We start from the raw sequence: 15,934 nt of genomic DNA on the forward strand, positions 1-15,934 counted from the left end.
TTAATATCTAATATTTTTTAAGGTTTTTAAATCTAAATGAAGTACTTAAATAAATATCAGCATAATTTTGGTATTACTTTTTGTATTTTTGCTTCTGTTTTGCTAGTCTAAAAATGGGCATAAAAATACCGTAGATAAACAACCCTTAATGCGCTGCTATCTACGGTTAAAGCATGTAGAATTATATAGCTTTTAAACTATATAAAGGTACAAAAAAACACGACCTTCCTGCCGTGTTACTAATCCATTTTAGACAGTATATTATGAAAGGTTATATATTACTGCAAAAATACAACACAAATAACGGGTATGTTTACCCTACAGTTATATCCTTGCCCATATTTAGTTTTAGACTGCAATCACCTTTAAATTTGCATTCATAAAACAACACTCCTTTCAATGCAAAATACTATTATTAGTACTTTTATATATCCATTGTATTTAATTATGTAATTTTTGTCAACTAATTTATTCTACACCTTCAATTATATATTTTTAACAGCTAAAATCTATTGTTGTTATATTAATTAAATATTTACTAATACTATAAAAGATAAAATCGATAAATTGTACTTTTAGGAGTTTAAATATGGCTGATATGAAGTTCGAACAAAAAACTACAAGAAGAAATCTTATATACGTAAATATATTTGGAACAACACAACTCCACCTTAGAAACCCACTTGTTATTGCAGCTTGGTCTGTTGCATTTCCAGGTATGGGGCACCTTCTACTTTCAAAATACCTACGTGGCTTGGTTCTCTTTTTATGGGAAATACTTATAAACTATAAAGCACATGTTAACCTATTAATTTTATATTCCTGTATAGGTAACTTTGAAAAAGCTAAACAAGTGGTGAACATTCAATGGCTGTCATTATATCTTCCTATATATATTTTTGCTATATGGGATAGTTATAGAAGCACCGTAGACTTAAACCATGTCTGCTTACTAGCTAGAAGAGAAGATAAGGATATTATTCCTTTTAAGATGAATTTCATAGAAATTAATTATTTAGATAAAAGAAATCCTTGGGTTGCTACTACATGGTCCCTTTTAGTACCTGGCTCTGGTCAACTTTATCTTCATAGACTTATTACAGCATTTTTTCTCATTGTTTGGTGGATTATCATCTGTTATAATTCTAAGTTTCTTCCTTCAGCACACTGCACATTGCTTGGAGATTTCAAACAAGCTAAAGAACTATTAAATATGCAATGGTTTCTAAATATACCTTCAGTATATTTATATGCTATGTATGATGCTTATACAAACACAGTTGAAACCAACAAATTATTTGATTGGGATCAAGCTAAATTCTTAAAAAAAGAATATCAATCTTCAAATTTTAATATGACATTAAAAAATAATGAAAGCGGTGTGAATATGCATATAGTTTCAACCTTTGACCATTCAATATATTTAGAATTAGCTATTTCTGAAATACAAATGAAGGGAATAAAGAAAGAAAACATTTTAGCTATTCCCATTGATAAAAGAGATGAAGATATAAAACTATTTGATTCTATTCATAGTTCAGATGGCTTGAGTCTTTTTGATCTACCTGCTATTTTAGGAGTTATATTCGGAATTTTTGGAGAAGTATATGGTTTTATATTAAAATGGGGGCCCTTCTTGTGGGGATTAATAGGTATATTAATTGGTGGACTATTAGGTTTAATCATTAAACTTATTCTTACGAAAAACTCTAAACGTAGAAGTAAAGATAAAAGAGGAACAGAAGTTGTGTTGATAATAGAGTGTTTAGACACCCAAATAGATATGATAAAATCAGTACTTTGGTCAAACAAAGCACTTGGAGTTAGTAGTTTATCCATAAACAATAACTGACCTACCTATAGCTACACCAGTCTTTTTACTATATGAAAATCATGCCAATATCTATGTATTTTCGATCAATTATCAACTTATAATAAATATACATAAAAGAAAAAAATAGGCATATCATATAATTCAGTATTATGAGATACCTATTTCTTTATTCTACATTTTATACTCAATTAAGTTCATAGCTACATCTACTCATAAATCTCATGATTTTTATTACTACTACAATTGATGCTATAAGTATAACTATAAAATATACTATTCCTAATAAAGGAATAAATAAAAAAATAAAAGACAAAGCAAATCCAATCTGCAAAAATAAATAATGACTCAATTTTTCATCGGCCTCTAGCTCTAAAAATCTGTTTTCTTTTTTCCTTGCCATCTCTTGTACCCCCTAAAAGAGATTGTAGATTGTAAGCAAGTTAAATACTAAAGATATGATAAAAAGAAGCATTATAATTGAAGCTGAAGCTGTAAAAGTAAAGTCTGTAATTGGTATCGAAGAATTAAAGATTCTAGGTTAACATTACAAAAAGAAATCCCCAAAAAAGCCACTTAAAACCGCTCTTTCTCATAAACACCCCACAATAATTATCAATTTATGTATTCTTAGTAATATATTAATGCAGCGTTCACTTTTTTATCCATTAACCACTATAATTCGTACTATCCATAAACAATGTAAACAACATATTTACACACTTATCTATGCATAAATCCAGGTCTTTTATATCCTTGTCATAAAGAATTTTATGACATACATCTTCAATAAGTAAAAAAGTATAATGTACAAATATTATTTCTTCTTCATTACTCTTAAATGGTATAGATAATAATTTAAAAACTTCTCTTGTTTTATCTGTTCTTCTTCCACGCTGTTCATTTATTGTCTTTCCTATATCATCATCTAACAGTGCTAAAGCATCCATTTCATCATGAAAAGTTTTAGAGAAATTATGATACTCAATCATCATTTTTATAAATACCCTAAATAACTCTTTACCTGTTTCAGGATTATTTAGAGGTTTATCCATGTTTTCAATCCAATATTCCCTAGTGGGATAATTAAAGCTTTCATTTAGTCTTACTATGACTCTAATATAAATTTCCTTCTTATCTTTAAAGTAAGCATATACAGAACCAGTAGCTACATTTGCTTCTTTTGATATGTCTGCTGTAGTGGTATTATAATACCCTCTTTCGTTAAAAAGTTTATATGCAGCATCTACTATCCTATTATATTTTTCTAAAGCTCTTTTTTGCGTTGGTATTCTTGTTTTTCTTTCCATATCATCACCTAACATAATAATAAAAGATAAAAAAATAAAAGTCAACAAAATATGAAATTCATTTCATGTATTGACTTTTAATTTTTACCAGTATAATATATGAATATGAAGTTAATTTCATATTTCAATTTTTGGAGGATATTATGAGTAAAAAAGAAAAAGTTTTAGCATTCATCTCTTTAGCAATAGCATGTTTTTTAACTGTTTTAGACGCAACCATAGTAAATGTATCTTTACCATCTATGGCTACCTACTTTAACACAGACATAGTAGGAATTTCTTGGGTAAGCACAGCTTATTTAATTCCCTTTTCAGCGCTTTTAATTAACTTTTCAAAAATATCAGACATCTTTGGACGAAAAAAACTGTTTATAATAGGTCTTTTGATCTTCGGTTCTGCTTCAATACTCTGCGGACTCTCAACTTCTCTTGTGATGATAATAAGCTTTAGGGTTATGCAAGGTGTAGGTGCTGCAATATTAACCCCACTGGCTATCCCTTTAGGAATAGAAATATTCGGCAAAAATGCTATGTCAAAATTAGCTATAATCATAGGAATGATAATATCAATTTCAGCGGCTTCAGGTCCTGTTGCAGGTGGTCTTTTAAATGAAGTATTTGGTTTCAAATCAATTTTCTATGTAAATACTCCATTTATCATAATCTCCTTAATATTAGGAATTAGATATTTGAAAGAGTGTTTTGATAGAACCATAGAGAGAAAGATAGATTTTGTTGGCTCGGTACTATTAGCATATGGTATTGGTGCACTGACTTTTCTACTAGTAAAAGGCAATGATTATGGATGGGGTAGCATAAAAATTATTATACTAGCTATAACCTCCTCAATTGCAATAATCTCATTCTTACTGTACGAATCCAAAACAAAAAATCCAATGATAGAATTCAAATTATTTAGAACAAAAACTTTTACCTCTTCAATAGTGGTAATTAGCGTTATATTCTTTGCCTACATGCCAATATCCTACCTTATGAATTTCTATCTAGAAAATCAATTAGGTTACTCTGTTCTTAAAGCTGGACTTATACTTGGTATAGTAAGTGGCATATCTTTTTTCATGTCACCTATCTTCGGTATTATATCTAAAAAGTTTGGTGCAAGGGTAACTTCAATGTTTGCTATTTTATTTGTATCCCTTGGAGATCTGATGTTTGTATTTATGAATAATACTAATAACATGAAAATAATCTATAGCTCCTTCATTCTTGTAGGTCTAGGTATAGGTGCAACTTCCCCACTATATCAAAGTGCTTTTGAAGAAATCTCTAAAGATAAAAACGGTATGGCATCAGGAATACTTAATAGTCTCAGACAATTAACTGCGTGCCTAGCAATCGCTTTAGTTTCTACTTTAAGTAGTCACTACACCACTGAAGCTATAGATACTACTAAAACTAGAATTATTGAGATTGTTAATAAAAACACCATACTAGAACAAGAAGTAAAATCCACTATAATTAATAAAATAACTATAGCTGATGCAAGTAAAAATGTAACATTTTCAAAGGACATGGCTGATAAATTAATTGAAGCTAAGAAAGATGTAGTTTTATCTACTGCTCCAGCTACTATGAAATCAGTGATAAATAAAAGCTTCAATAAGCAGACCGAAGAAATCCATAACATCTTAGACGAAGCAGCTATAATAAAAAATGATGAAGCAAACAAAGTTTATAATAAGTGCTTCTTAATAACAGCAATAATTGCATTCTTTGGACTTATCGCGGTGCCATTCAATAAAAAAAGAGAGTCTGAATCTAAAGAAATTGAACCAGATATAGCAGTGTAATTCGACAAAAAAAAACACCACTTAACCTAAGTTTTCTTAAGGCTAAGTGGTGTTTTTCAAGTTATTTAAAAATTAATTTACAGTGTAACTAATCTTTTGATTACCAAAATTTATAGCATTAGTAATTGCATTAGGATTATTTTCATAATCAAAGAAAATATCTACCCAATATTGGGACTTTTGGAAAGCTAAATCTCCCTTATCTTGAACAACAAATGAACTTTTGCTTCCATAACCAGGAAGATTAAGTGCTTTTGTTGTTTTTATTACTGTTCCAAATGGGAAGATTGGTGCTGAGTACGGATTACTCTTATTGGATGGATGAACTGCACAAGTTGTATAAGGAGTAGGCGCTACACCTGATGCAGTTAGTCCACCTACAGGGCATGTATATGCTGTAAAATCTTGATTAGAATAAGTAGTTGCCGCTGATGCAAAAACCGGCTGAAATACTCCAACAGATAATAAAGTCAGAACTCCAGTAGCTAGTACCTTTTTCATGGTCTTCCTTCTACTCATCATTAACACATCCTCTTATTAATTTAATATTTTACAATTCAATATATCATATAGTTAACGTAGATTTTAATCTTCATATATAGCTTGTCCTAAAATTTTACATATAAATAAATCACATATTTTTAGTAAATCCTCTTTGCTGATAGCTTTAAACTTTGCACATAGTATTGCAATCAATTTATTTCCAAGAAAAGACTTTACTCAAAATTAGATATGGCATTCATCAAGTTATGCTTAATATATGAGTGTCATTTAGAATTTGAATATAAAAAATAAGACTTTTACAAAAGCTACGTGCTCTAGTTGGGTTGAACTTTGGAACCAATACAAGTTCCAGTTTTAGAATCATAATAGATTTGAGTAAATTTATCATCCTGATTAAGACCTGTAACTGTCATATAGGTTTGTTTTCCATTATTCATGAGAGAAAAATGAAATCCATTAGCCCAATCAGTTCCTGGTTTTAATTTAAAATCCTTCTTGGCTTTTTCTATTATTTCAGTTGAATCAATCTGTATAGAATCAGGATTAATTATTACATTTGCCACAGTTTTTTCCTTACTTACAGGAAACTTTTTAACCTCTCCATTGTCTATTGAAATTTGGAGGGTCTCTTCAGTCGAAAGGTTTGCAAATATAAGATTCCACTTTTTTCTCTTTCCCGATATTCCAGCCAATTCTTTTTCATCATCATCAACACTTGTAATTATCACAAGCTTAGAATCTTTATTCCAATTCATTGCTTCTTTTAAAGCTTTTGAATAGGCTTCCTTTAATGAAAATTTCTCAGTTGATAACTTTTGAGTCTCAGCAATTGTGTTAGTAGTTAATTTTTTTGTATTTTGAGATAAAAAAGATTTATAGAAAATCACGGTTAAAACTAATAGAAAAATTGTCAGGATAGTAATTATTTTTTTCTTGCGACCCATTGCTCACCCCTTTCTACATAAAAATATGTTTGAACCAGATTAAATGTAAATTTAAGAGCTAGAAATGAATTTTTTCATATAATGTTGGTTAAAGATACATTATATGTATGTTTCTAATCTAATTATAATTTGTTACTTAAACATTGTCAACATTATCCTTTATAATTACATTAAATTTTATCTTAAAATATTCGACATTTTATCATTTCTAACTTCCTTGTTTTATTACATCAAACATTAATTTTCAAAAATAGTTTCAACAACTCTTTAAATTATATAAACAAAAGCAAACACTGTTAACTTTGATTATTTAATAACAGAACGTTACTAATTAAGAAATTACAAATAATCCTGAGTTTGAATTCAACTCAGGATTATTTTAGAATCTTTTTTAGCTTATATTATTTCTATAGTAATATCACACTACTCTTAGTATTTTCTTACCTCACATTGATGGAATTACTATATTCTTAATAGATTGCCTTAAAACAACAAAATTCTTAAAAACTTCTTAACTTTTCTATAAATGGCTAAATCTTTTTTTACACAGTGTATATTCACATTGAGAGGTGATTTTATGGATTTTAATAATATTGAAGAATTAGTATTGCTTTGCAAATCTGGAGATGAACGATCAAAAGAAGCTATCGTAGCTGAATTTACTCCTTATATAATCAATTTATCTAAGAAGTGTTATATTGGTTTCTATGATTTTGAAGATATAAAGAATGAGTGTTACTTTACTCTTTTTAAATGTATAAAGTTATATGATACAAGTAAGCATAGATTTGTAGCTTATGCTACAAATGCTCTAAGAAATTCTGTAAATTTGCTTATAAGAAATTCGCTTAATAAAAGACCACAAGATGGTACTCAAACTATTAGTTTTGACTCAAGCATCGATGAACTGTCTATACTAGATGAAATGAATGTAGAGGAGCTTATTTGTAATAAATTAATTGCAACTTCTCTTCATAGTCAAATAAAAAAACTTAGTTTAGAAGAACAAGAATTAATTGATTACGTATACTTTAAAGGATACACCTTTAGAAAATTCGCTGGCCTTAAAAATATATCTTACTATAAGGTTATAGGAATGAAAGATAGGATACTTGATAAACTTAGAGCTTCTACTAGAAAAAACTCTTCAGTTAAGCACAAACTGCTAAATTAACAAATCTTAGATAATATTATAATTAAGTAGTCAGAGCTTTATTATATACTCTGACTACTCAATAAATCCTTTTTCTCTTTTTTCTTCAGCATTATTGAACAGTGCCATAGCTGTTCTCATCTTCCTAAAGTTAGATTTTTCGTAAAAACCTTCTTTTCCTGGGGCTGCATACAAAATATAATTACAATTTGGAATAGTATCTGTTATCTTTTTTAAAAGTTCTCTACCTACCCCTTTTCCCTGATATTCTGGCAAGATTGCTAGATCATATATTGCTGCTTGATACACTCCATCAGAAATTGCTCGCCCAAACCCAATTAAGTTTTCATTGTAAAAAGCAAACACAGTTATATAACTATTGTTAAAAGCTTTTTTATGAACTTCCGGATCTGAATATGACATTCCAGCAGCACTTAATATCTTTGGTATTTCATCCCAATCTATATTGCAACAATTATCTTTGTATATTATCTTCACTGTTATTACTCCTTTTTTCAACTATTATTTTCGTGTAATTTATCCATAGATTACCCACTTCATAATTAGATTTATATTTTCAAAGTCTTCTCTCAGAACCCATAAGAGTTTTGAAAATAGACTTGGGATTAAAGTGTCTCATCTTTATTAATCTTATCAAAAAATATTTGAAGTAAAATCATATAAAGGCTATGTAAGCGTATAATATGATTTTATTGCCTTCAAAGCTTTAGTTTCTCGGTATACCCAAGGATTTATATTATCATTTTTTTCAAGTATTTCTTCATTTACAGAAATAGCTTTACCTACTTCAATTAGTATTGGCTCAAAACCTAAATCTTTCTCATAATCATCTAATTGCTGATTCACCTTATTTTCTTCAATTTCGCAAAGGTAATAATGTGAAACATTCTGAAAAATTGCATCTTCTCCGTATTTGTCTAAGTTTCTTTCTACGATTTGTCCAATTTTTTCTTTTACCTTTCTCACTATATACCCCGTTTCTTCTCTGACTTCCCTCTTTAAAGTATCTTCATGAGTTTCGTCTTCATTAGCCCCTCCACCTGGAAGCTTGTAATCACCTTTGTTAGTACGTACTAATAGAATCCTATCTTCACATATTATAACAGCTCTAATTGCTTGTCTATTAATTATTTTTATTGTTGATCTATCAAAATCCTGGATTCCTATATTGTAGTCAAAAATCATTTTATTACATCCCTTTTCAATTTATTATTTTAGTGTATTTATTACTAATTATAAAACTATTATTTATTATGTATAAATAAAGTCATTCCTGCTCCACAATTAATGTTTGGTCTTTTCTCAAATCCCAACTTTTCATAGAATCCTTCTTTTTCGTATGCACTCATTAGCTCAATGCATACTTTCCATCCTTTTGGAGTTTTATCTTTTATAAAACCTAGCATATCCTCAACTATTAATTTTCCTATACCTCTTTCTTGATATTTTGGAGAAACTACTAAATCTTTTATAAAATACGACATACTAATATCTCCAACATTAAAATTTAAACACATAAACATTAATGCCCTTTAATAACTTTATTTTACAGCATTTTTAATATTATTGTAATCCTATATATTTCAAAATAAGCTATAATTATATCAAAGATATAACAGAGATCTATAATCTAAGTTTTTCATAAAGATACAATGGAAATATTAAATTTGAGGTGCGTTATGAAAAAAAGCAAAAAAATCTTGATATTTACATTATGTTTTATATGTTTTTTACTTTCCATCCACGAAATAACTTTTCTAATAGATAAATCCGAAATAAAAAAAGGTAACAATCCTGTTTTTATATTTAAGAAACAAGTTTACAAGGATGGAGGAACAACAATTTATTACGGATTAGGATACCAAATAATATCATGGAATAGAATTAGCTCAGAAAATATTGATGGTATAGAAAAGGATGGAACTTTGAAAGGAATAGAAACTCATAGGTTCCCATTTTACAATAGTGTAACAAAAGGTGGAAAACCATTAATAAAATTAGAATTTGCTGAGGGAGTTTTTTAAAAACTCCCTTTTGCTATATGATTATCTATTAATTTAAAGGAATCCTATATTGATAACCTGCTTCATATTGAAATCTTTATTTTAAGTATAAGGATCAAAGCAATTTATCTGTTTAGATGATAACCAGAAAGTAAACTTCTTCCTACTTGATGCCAAATAAAAATCTTGTTAATCTAAATCTTCTAATTATCTCATAAGAAATCAAACAAATTATAAAGGTAAGTAATATTATTGAAATATATTGTAATGAAAATATATTCACAGTTCTTAATATAAAATAACCTATTATAATAAGGTAAGTTTGATGCATTATATATATAGGAAAAGCCGCTTTTGAAAAATAAGAAAGAAAGCCTGCATTGAAATTAAGATATCTTTTTCCATAACCAATCCATGCTAGTAAAGAAATCCATATTGTAAAATAATACATTAATGAAAATATAATACCTAATGTACTAAATTCATCTATATGCCCTATAGTATATATCTCAATTAACATTGTTATTGAACCAATAATAGTTATTATGAGGTAGTACAATCTATACTTTTCTATCATCTCACATATTTTCTCTTCTAAAGTCAAAATGAATCCTGCAATAAATATTAGCCCATATACAAATATGTTTTTCCCTCCAATACTAGGGAGAATGGATATTATTGTTATAGCTAGTCCAACAGTTGTTATTTTTAATGGATTACTAAATAACTTAATAAGATGACTTTTAACTTTATAAGATTTTGATATACCTCTCATTAATGGCAAAGTAACTATAGATATTATGAACAGGAAAATTATGAACCATAATGGACCTGGAGTAAAACTCCCAAAGTATCCGCTTAAATCAGAAAAGTCACTAAAAAACTTTTTCAAATAATCAAAAAAGCTATAATTATATCCGTAGTGAAACTTCACAGCAATATAGCCTTGCGGAGGCATTAGAATTAGTATTCCAACAAATAGTGGAACAAAAAGTCGTAAAAATCTTTCTTTTATGTATTGTTTATTTGTTCTACTACACAAGGAAAATTTACTAGACATCCCTGCAAGTAAAAACATTAACGGCATAAACCAAAATGAAAGAAATACTAGATTTGTGGTAAACAAATGAGGCGTACCTTGCACATAATTTGGCTCGTTTCCGTCAAATATCCTTGCAGTATGGAAAGGAAATAAAAAAAGTATACAAATATTTCTTAACCAATCTATATAATGTTTTCTCATCATATCCCCCTTGAAATTTAGACATTGTTAAAGTTAAGTGTACGCTATTATTCCATGTTTTAACAAACTTACAACTTTACTTCACACTACACTTACACATAGCTAAAACTTAAAAGTTTAATTTTAAGTGATTTACTATTTTATTATATTTATTTTTTATTTTTATATTTAAATCCCATTATATCCAAAATACCAATAAAATTCCACCAAATGATTGTATTAAAATATCATTCTGCTTCAATAATTTGAAAGTTTGCTGTTTTTTATTTTAGTGCTATTATTAATTTATCATAAATTTATGTACCCTTTTATAACTTATAATTATTTTTGTTATATATCATTTCTATGATTTAAAAATATTACAAAAACATTTTAATTATTAAAGTATCTTTATAGATTTATTTAGAAAAGGCAAACACTAATATATAAGGTAAGGTGATTTTATGAATAATGAAGCTTTAGATATTATACTTGACTGCATGGCAACAAGTGTTAACATGCCACATATGCAGCGAATTCAAACAAAACATAGAGTTAAATTAGCTGAATTTTGGGACATAAACAAAGGTTCAAGAATATTAGAGATAGGCTGTGGCCAAGGAGATACCACTGCAGTTTTAGCATATATGGTTGGGCAAGATGGATTTATCCATGGAATTGATATTGCTTCTCCAAGTTATGGCGCTCCAATTACAGTTGGTGATTCAGCTGATTATCTAAAGAACTCCGTATTAGGCAAACAAATTAAAATAGATTTGGAGGTTGATGTGCTATCTCCATCAGTAGAATTTGAAGACAGATCCTTTGACATGATTATCCTTTCTCATTGTAGTTGGTACTTGAAGTCATCAGAAGAATTTTTAGCTATACTAAAAAAAGCAAGAAAATGGGGAAAGAAACTTTGTTTTGCTGAGTGGGATACCAACCTACATCTTAAAGATCAATATCCTCACTTATTAGCAGTTCTTATACAATCACAATATGAGTGTTTTAAAGAGAACAGTATTTCTAATGTACGTACTTTATTTACACCAAAAGACATCAAAGAAATTATTATGGCATCAGGTTGGAATATTACTGATGAACAGATTGTTCATTCACCTTCGCTTCACGATGGTAAGTGGGAAATCGATCTAGTTTTGCATAACTATTCTGTAGAATTAGAAAATGTAAAAGCTAACTCTAAAAAATTAGCTAATTTGATTAAATCAGAAATAGACTTATTAAAATACTATATCAAAGATAATAATAATATTGAGCCATTATCTACTTTTGCATTAATTGCAGAATAATTTCCGATATCTTTTAAATATGTATTGGTTAATATTATCTTGTAAACTTTATGAATTCTTACATTAAAATATAGTTTATTCATAACAAAAATTGCTACAAATATATTTCTTCGTAGCAATTTTTTATATAATATTTTTTAAAATATAATTACATATTTATCATTCTTGTACATTCCGTTGCACATTCACTACAAACATGTGCACAAACTTGACAATGTTCATCTTTAAACTCTCTACACTCATTTTGGCACTCTTGACATACTGTCGCACATAATTGACATATTTCTTTTGAAAATCCGCTTCCTCTTGCCATCAAACACGCTGCTGTTGAACATATCTCAGCACAATCTTGAAGAGTTTTTATACAAGTTCCTCTTGCCTCTACATCAGCCTCTTGAAGACACATACTAAAACATTCTTGGCATATTTGAGCACATTTTACACATAAATCTATACAGCTTTGAGTTGGATTTCCTCCCTGCATAAGTGAAATAACTGGTACCTCTAATGATGTTGCCATAATAAAATCCTCCTGTTAATTAAAAATATTTGTATACAGGATTTAAAATTCCCCTTCCCTATTTTAAATATTCTTTTTACTGTTATAAACATTATGGCAAACCACCATTTTATAGTTTTATATAGCTTATCTTACTCGTGCTTTTAATTCTTCATATAAATTATTCGTTTTGGTTTTATTATCCTCATTATAAATTATATATGAGTCTCTAAGCTTTATCATTATATAAGGCGAGCTCTTTTTAAATATAAATATTTTTCCAGCTCCATAAGAATTAACATCAAATTTACCTCTTGCATAGATAGATGTTAAAGCTCCGTTAATTTTGCTTACTATAGGAACCTCATCTATCAATTTAACATCTTGTATTTCTGAAGTACTAAATGCTGTGCTATAATCCAAGTCACTAACTTTTATTTTATCTCCATCTATGTATATTGACGGAGTATAAAAATCAGTTAGAAGTAGATAGGTAGATAAACATATTGTAATTGTTATAACGGCAGCTAATGTGCCAAACGTAAGAACTTTACCTTTTTTAATACCTAAATTAACAGTATTGCCCACCCCTATCCTCTTTGAAACTAAGAGAGAATTATCTTTAGGATTAGAATAGTTAATACCATTTGGCCAATATTCATCATCATAGGTGAATTTTTTATTACTTGTATCATTCTTTTGCAGCTCGCTTATTATCCACCTTTTTTCACTTTTCAACGCTCTCATTTTTTTGTTTGCTAGATAGACAATTCTTCTTGATGATATTAATAGTGATGATATCCATGCAAAAAAATATACAATTTCTAATGAAGGATACCCTGCAAAATCAATTTTAAGCAGCAGTTCTGGCACAAATAATAAACCAAATACTATAGCCAATGTATTAATATTTTTGTTGTATAATAATTCTATTTTTTCTACTTGCTCATCATTTAACTTATCCTTAGGCAAAGTAACTCCAAGAATGACATTATCATCAGCTTTAAGTGCTGTTTTTAATGAATATAAGATCGAAATGAGAAATAATATTTGAAGAAATAAAATAACTATAAAAAACATATTATTCATGTTTTCACCTCCTGAAATTAATACCTCACTATATTATAGTATTTGTAAACATAAAAACAAAAATAGGATATTTCCCATATTATCGATACTGATATTAATATTTACCAAATCAACTAAAATTATTTAAGCTTTACAGATTAAATTTTTCAGTTTGAGTACTATGGCTAACTCACCTTAAAATGAACCATTCAAAATTGACTTACCATCCTTATCGTAATAATCGTATGTAGCTACAATATCCCCAGTTGGGAGTGACTCTTCAACTTTGCAATAGTCAAGAATGTTTCTTGTATTTGAAAAGTTAATCCTATATTTTTTGTCCACCGTATTTATAACAACATATTTTATCCAAGGATTTTCAACTCTTCCATAGTATAAAAGATACTTACCATCACTTGCTTGAAAAACTTGTGCTCGTGCACTTCCAAAAAAACTATTTATACTTGTTATTTTATATCTATTAAACAGCTTATCTCCTAATTGTAATAAAAACAACTTATTATTGACTTCAACTAAAGTATATCTTGTTTTTCCAAGACTTATAGACTGTAGTATATAAACATCTTCAATCATAGCACTTTTATCTATTAAATTTCTTACCCCTCTTTTAGCCAATTTATCATTATCAAAATTTACTGTTATGGAAAAATAGTATATTAAAACCAGCATAGCTGCAATGGGTAGAAAGAACAGGTGCTTTTTTCTTGGCTTTCTCATTTTATCACCTACTACTATTCTTTTATCTGAGAATAAAATATCCAACTTTTATAAAATATATTCAAATAAGTTAGCAATCTACTTTTTAAGTTCTGAAGAATTTTGAAAGTTTGCTTTAAAAAAATAAACAGGAAGACTATTCACGTCCTCCTGCTGTTATATTTAATAATTAATTACTTTCTACTATTCATTTCTTTAGCAGTATCTATTAACTTATTATATAAGTAAACATCATTTGCATCAAAATATTCACTTGTAAACTTATCTACAGCAAACCAGCCAACTGCACTATTTTCATCTTTTTTAACTATAAGTGCTTCAGTTTCATCAGCAATCAAAATATAAGATATTGAAAGATGTAAATGAGCACTTACATACTTACCATTTTTATAATGGCCATAGACAGGTAAGATATCAAGCGAAGCTATTTCACCTTTTAATTCAGCTACACTAGAAATTCCGGTTTCCTCTTTAGCCTCTTTAATTGCTACATAAAGAAGATCACCATCTCCATCTGCATGGCCTCCAGTCCATGCCCATGTATTTCTTATATTATGATGAATCATCAAAGCTTTATCTAAATCTTTATTCATTATAAAACCAGAACTTGTAATATGAGCAAATTCATTATCTCTAATTAAAATATTGTGAGGGTACTGACTTATATATTCAAGAATAACACTCTTATCTTTATCTTCTTGTTCATTTTTAGGAATATATCTATTAATTTGTTCTATAAAATCCATATCTACTGCCTCCATCGTATACGTTCAACTTTCATATACCAATTATATACATGAAAGCTTCATTTATCAAATACTTATGAATAACGAATAATATATAACTCTTTAATCCATAATACTACTTAGTTTAACGAAATCCTTTGCGAGACTTTTGGTATAAAATCAAATCTTTACTAAAGTATTATTAGGATTTTTTTCTGACTTAACTTTCATCATCAGATGTTCATTTATTCCTTTTCTATAAAAACTCGGTATAATCCCTACTTGCTCATATCCCATTTTTTCATAAAGCTTCTTAGCATCTTTATTAAAATCCGCTACCATTAGAAATATCATACTATCCTTTTTGAATGTATTTTATTCAAATTGTTCTATTAACTTTTTCCCTATACCCTTACCTCTTAACTGTTGTTTAATTGCAATTATATGAAGATATGTATGTATTCCAAATGCACCATATCTTTCATACCAAATAAATCCTAGACATTTCCCATCAGTGTCTATTGCTACATCAATTTCTTTATTCTTAAGCCCACCTAATAGTATTTTTTTAGCATCGAAACTTTTAAAATAAGCTTCTCCTATTTCTGAATAAATTAGTGCTTCATAACAATCTTCTAAATATACTTCGTCACCCTTTATAATATTGATAATCATAGAATCATCTCCTCATTCTAAATACTTATTGATTTAATTTATGTTAATTTTAACTGTATATAATTCATTCAACAGCTACACTTAATACAGTATATACCATATAAGTACTAAATACTC

At 28.3% G+C, this 15,934-nt stretch carries 19 protein-coding genes; 5 read left to right on the plus strand and 14 right to left on the minus strand.

The window, feature by feature from the left end:
* Positions 1–589: 589 nt before the first annotated feature.
* A complete protein-coding gene (locus JHL18_RS13395) occupies positions 590–1,852 on the plus strand; it encodes a hypothetical protein (protein WP_243277879.1) in 1,263 nt (420 codons plus the stop codon).
* Positions 1,853–2,018: 166 nt separating this feature from the next.
* On the opposite strand, the gene JHL18_RS13400 is transcribed toward JHL18_RS13395, so the two are convergent.
* Together JHL18_RS13400 and JHL18_RS13405 are read right to left on the minus strand one after the other, a co-directional pair.
* Complete coding sequence (locus JHL18_RS13400) at positions 2,019–2,234, minus strand: hypothetical protein (protein ID WP_200269990.1); 216 nt, start codon at positions 2,232–2,234, stop codon at positions 2,019–2,021.
* 265 nt (positions 2,235–2,499) lie between these two features.
* A complete protein-coding gene (locus tag JHL18_RS13405; protein ID WP_200269992.1) occupies positions 2,500–3,141 on the minus strand; it encodes a TetR/AcrR family transcriptional regulator in 642 nt (213 codons plus the stop codon).
* 143 nt (positions 3,142–3,284) lie between these two features.
* Between JHL18_RS13405 and JHL18_RS13410 the strand changes: the two genes are divergently transcribed.
* Positions 3,285–4,952 carry an MFS transporter gene (locus JHL18_RS13410; RefSeq protein WP_200269994.1) on the plus strand — a complete coding sequence of 556 codons (1,668 nt, stop codon included), beginning with the start codon at positions 3,285–3,287 and terminating at the stop codon, positions 4,950–4,952.
* A gap of 72 nt (positions 4,953–5,024) precedes the next feature.
* Here JHL18_RS13410 and JHL18_RS13415 read toward each other — a convergent pair whose 3' ends face one another.
* Positions 5,025–5,471, minus strand: coding sequence for an RlpA-like double-psi beta-barrel domain-containing protein (locus tag JHL18_RS13415; RefSeq protein ID WP_207753021.1), 447 nt, complete (start codon positions 5,469–5,471; stop codon positions 5,025–5,027).
* A gap of 299 nt (positions 5,472–5,770) precedes the next feature.
* On the minus strand, positions 5,771–6,400 hold the full coding sequence (locus tag JHL18_RS13420; protein WP_200269998.1) for a 4'-phosphopantetheinyl transferase superfamily protein: 630 nt from the start codon (positions 6,398–6,400) through the stop codon (positions 5,771–5,773).
* Between the two features lie 577 nt (positions 6,401–6,977).
* Here JHL18_RS13420 and JHL18_RS13425 point away from each other — a divergent pair.
* A complete protein-coding gene (locus JHL18_RS13425; protein WP_200270000.1) occupies positions 6,978–7,574 on the plus strand; it encodes a sigma-70 family RNA polymerase sigma factor in 597 nt (198 codons plus the stop codon).
* 54 nt (positions 7,575–7,628) lie between these two features.
* Here JHL18_RS13425 and JHL18_RS13430 read toward each other — a convergent pair whose 3' ends face one another.
* The 3 genes from JHL18_RS13430 to JHL18_RS13440 form a co-directional block, all read right to left on the minus strand.
* Positions 7,629–8,057: a GNAT family N-acetyltransferase gene (locus JHL18_RS13430; protein ID WP_200270047.1), complete on the minus strand. Its 429-nt coding sequence runs from the start codon at positions 8,055–8,057 to the stop codon at positions 7,629–7,631.
* Between the two features lie 183 nt (positions 8,058–8,240).
* Entirely contained in the window at positions 8,241–8,759 is a 519-nt protein-coding gene (locus tag JHL18_RS13435) for an NUDIX hydrolase (RefSeq protein ID WP_200270002.1), read from the minus strand.
* Between the two features lie 59 nt (positions 8,760–8,818).
* Positions 8,819–9,058, minus strand: coding sequence for a GNAT family N-acetyltransferase (locus JHL18_RS13440; protein ID WP_200270004.1), 240 nt, complete (start codon positions 9,056–9,058; stop codon positions 8,819–8,821).
* Positions 9,059–9,253: 195 nt separating this feature from the next.
* Here JHL18_RS13440 and JHL18_RS13445 point away from each other — a divergent pair, with 195 nt between their 5' ends.
* Positions 9,254–9,598, plus strand: a complete 345-nt coding sequence (locus JHL18_RS13445; RefSeq protein WP_200270007.1) for a hypothetical protein — start codon at positions 9,254–9,256, stop codon at positions 9,596–9,598.
* A gap of 142 nt (positions 9,599–9,740) precedes the next feature.
* Here the strand turns inward: JHL18_RS13445 and JHL18_RS13450 are convergent, their stop codons facing one another.
* Positions 9,741–10,820, minus strand: a complete 1,080-nt coding sequence (locus JHL18_RS13450; RefSeq protein ID WP_200270009.1) for an acyltransferase family protein — start codon at positions 10,818–10,820, stop codon at positions 9,741–9,743.
* Positions 10,821–11,263: 443 nt separating this feature from the next.
* On the opposite strand from JHL18_RS13450, the gene JHL18_RS13455 reads away from it, so the two are divergent.
* A complete protein-coding gene (locus JHL18_RS13455; RefSeq protein WP_200270011.1) occupies positions 11,264–12,112 on the plus strand; it encodes a class I SAM-dependent methyltransferase in 849 nt (282 codons plus the stop codon).
* A 148-nt stretch (positions 12,113–12,260) separates the two neighbouring features.
* Here JHL18_RS13455 and JHL18_RS13460 read toward each other — a convergent pair whose 3' ends face one another.
* The 6 genes from JHL18_RS13460 to JHL18_RS25955 form a co-directional block, all read right to left on the minus strand.
* Positions 12,261–12,632 carry a four-helix bundle copper-binding protein gene (locus tag JHL18_RS13460; protein ID WP_200270013.1) on the minus strand — a complete coding sequence of 124 codons (372 nt, stop codon included), beginning with the start codon at positions 12,630–12,632 and terminating at the stop codon, positions 12,261–12,263.
* A 126-nt stretch (positions 12,633–12,758) separates the two neighbouring features.
* A complete protein-coding gene (locus tag JHL18_RS13465) occupies positions 12,759–13,700 on the minus strand; it encodes a hypothetical protein (protein WP_200270015.1) in 942 nt (313 codons plus the stop codon).
* A gap of 174 nt (positions 13,701–13,874) precedes the next feature.
* A complete protein-coding gene (locus JHL18_RS13470; protein WP_200270017.1) occupies positions 13,875–14,462 on the minus strand; it encodes a hypothetical protein in 588 nt (195 codons plus the stop codon).
* 128 nt (positions 14,463–14,590) lie between these two features.
* The gene (locus JHL18_RS13475; RefSeq protein ID WP_200270019.1) at positions 14,591–15,163 is read right to left on the minus strand and encodes an NUDIX hydrolase; all 573 of its coding nucleotides are present in this window, start codon (positions 15,161–15,163) and stop codon (positions 14,591–14,593) included.
* A 159-nt stretch (positions 15,164–15,322) separates the two neighbouring features.
* Positions 15,323–15,496 carry a GNAT family N-acetyltransferase gene (locus JHL18_RS25950; RefSeq protein ID WP_243277881.1) on the minus strand — a complete coding sequence of 58 codons (174 nt, stop codon included), beginning with the start codon at positions 15,494–15,496 and terminating at the stop codon, positions 15,323–15,325.
* A 21-nt stretch (positions 15,497–15,517) separates the two neighbouring features.
* Complete coding sequence (locus tag JHL18_RS25955) at positions 15,518–15,817, minus strand: GNAT family N-acetyltransferase (protein WP_243277882.1); 300 nt, start codon at positions 15,815–15,817, stop codon at positions 15,518–15,520.
* Positions 15,818–15,934 lie beyond the last annotated feature (117 nt).

The organism is Clostridium yunnanense (assembly GCF_016595795.1).
Taxonomy (GTDB): Bacteria; Bacillota; Clostridia; order Clostridiales; family Clostridiaceae; genus Clostridium_AR; species Clostridium_AR yunnanense.

What these genes read in the sequence shown, in the direction of transcription:
- JHL18_RS13395 (WP_243277879.1), top strand. Translation starts at nt 590, where the DNA reads ATGGCTGATATGAAGTTCGAACAAAAAACTACAAGAAGAAATCTTATA.
- JHL18_RS13400 (WP_200269990.1), bottom strand. Translation starts at nt 2,234, where the DNA reads ATGGCAAGGAAAAAAGAAAACAGATTTTTAGAGCTAGAGGCCGATGAA.
- JHL18_RS13405 (WP_200269992.1), bottom strand. Translation starts at nt 3,141, where the DNA reads ATGGAAAGAAAAACAAGAATACCAACGCAAAAAAGAGCTTTAGAAAAA.
- JHL18_RS13410 (WP_200269994.1), top strand. Translation starts at nt 3,285, where the DNA reads ATGAGTAAAAAAGAAAAAGTTTTAGCATTCATCTCTTTAGCAATAGCA.
- JHL18_RS13415 (WP_207753021.1), bottom strand. Translation starts at nt 5,471, where the DNA reads ATGAGTAGAAGGAAGACCATGAAAAAGGTACTAGCTACTGGAGTTCTG.
- JHL18_RS13420 (WP_200269998.1), bottom strand. Translation starts at nt 6,400, where the DNA reads ATGGGTCGCAAGAAAAAAATAATTACTATCCTGACAATTTTTCTATTA.
- JHL18_RS13425 (WP_200270000.1), top strand. Translation starts at nt 6,978, where the DNA reads ATGGATTTTAATAATATTGAAGAATTAGTATTGCTTTGCAAATCTGGA.
- JHL18_RS13435 (WP_200270002.1), bottom strand. Translation starts at nt 8,759, where the DNA reads ATGATTTTTGACTACAATATAGGAATCCAGGATTTTGATAGATCAACA.
- JHL18_RS13440 (WP_200270004.1), bottom strand. Translation starts at nt 9,058, where the DNA reads ATGTCGTATTTTATAAAAGATTTAGTAGTTTCTCCAAAATATCAAGAA.
- JHL18_RS13445 (WP_200270007.1), top strand. Translation starts at nt 9,254, where the DNA reads ATGAAAAAAAGCAAAAAAATCTTGATATTTACATTATGTTTTATATGT.
- JHL18_RS13450 (WP_200270009.1), bottom strand. Translation starts at nt 10,820, where the DNA reads ATGAGAAAACATTATATAGATTGGTTAAGAAATATTTGTATACTTTTT.
- JHL18_RS13455 (WP_200270011.1), top strand. Translation starts at nt 11,264, where the DNA reads ATGAATAATGAAGCTTTAGATATTATACTTGACTGCATGGCAACAAGT.
- JHL18_RS13460 (WP_200270013.1), bottom strand. Translation starts at nt 12,632, where the DNA reads ATGGCAACATCATTAGAGGTACCAGTTATTTCACTTATGCAGGGAGGA.
- JHL18_RS13465 (WP_200270015.1), bottom strand. Translation starts at nt 13,700, where the DNA reads ATGAATAATATGTTTTTTATAGTTATTTTATTTCTTCAAATATTATTT.
- JHL18_RS13475 (WP_200270019.1), bottom strand. Translation starts at nt 15,163, where the DNA reads ATGGATTTTATAGAACAAATTAATAGATATATTCCTAAAAATGAACAA.
- JHL18_RS25950 (WP_243277881.1), bottom strand. Translation starts at nt 15,496, where the DNA reads ATGATATTTCTAATGGTAGCGGATTTTAATAAAGATGCTAAGAAGCTT.
- JHL18_RS25955 (WP_243277882.1), bottom strand. Translation starts at nt 15,817, where the DNA reads ATGATTATCAATATTATAAAGGGTGACGAAGTATATTTAGAAGATTGT.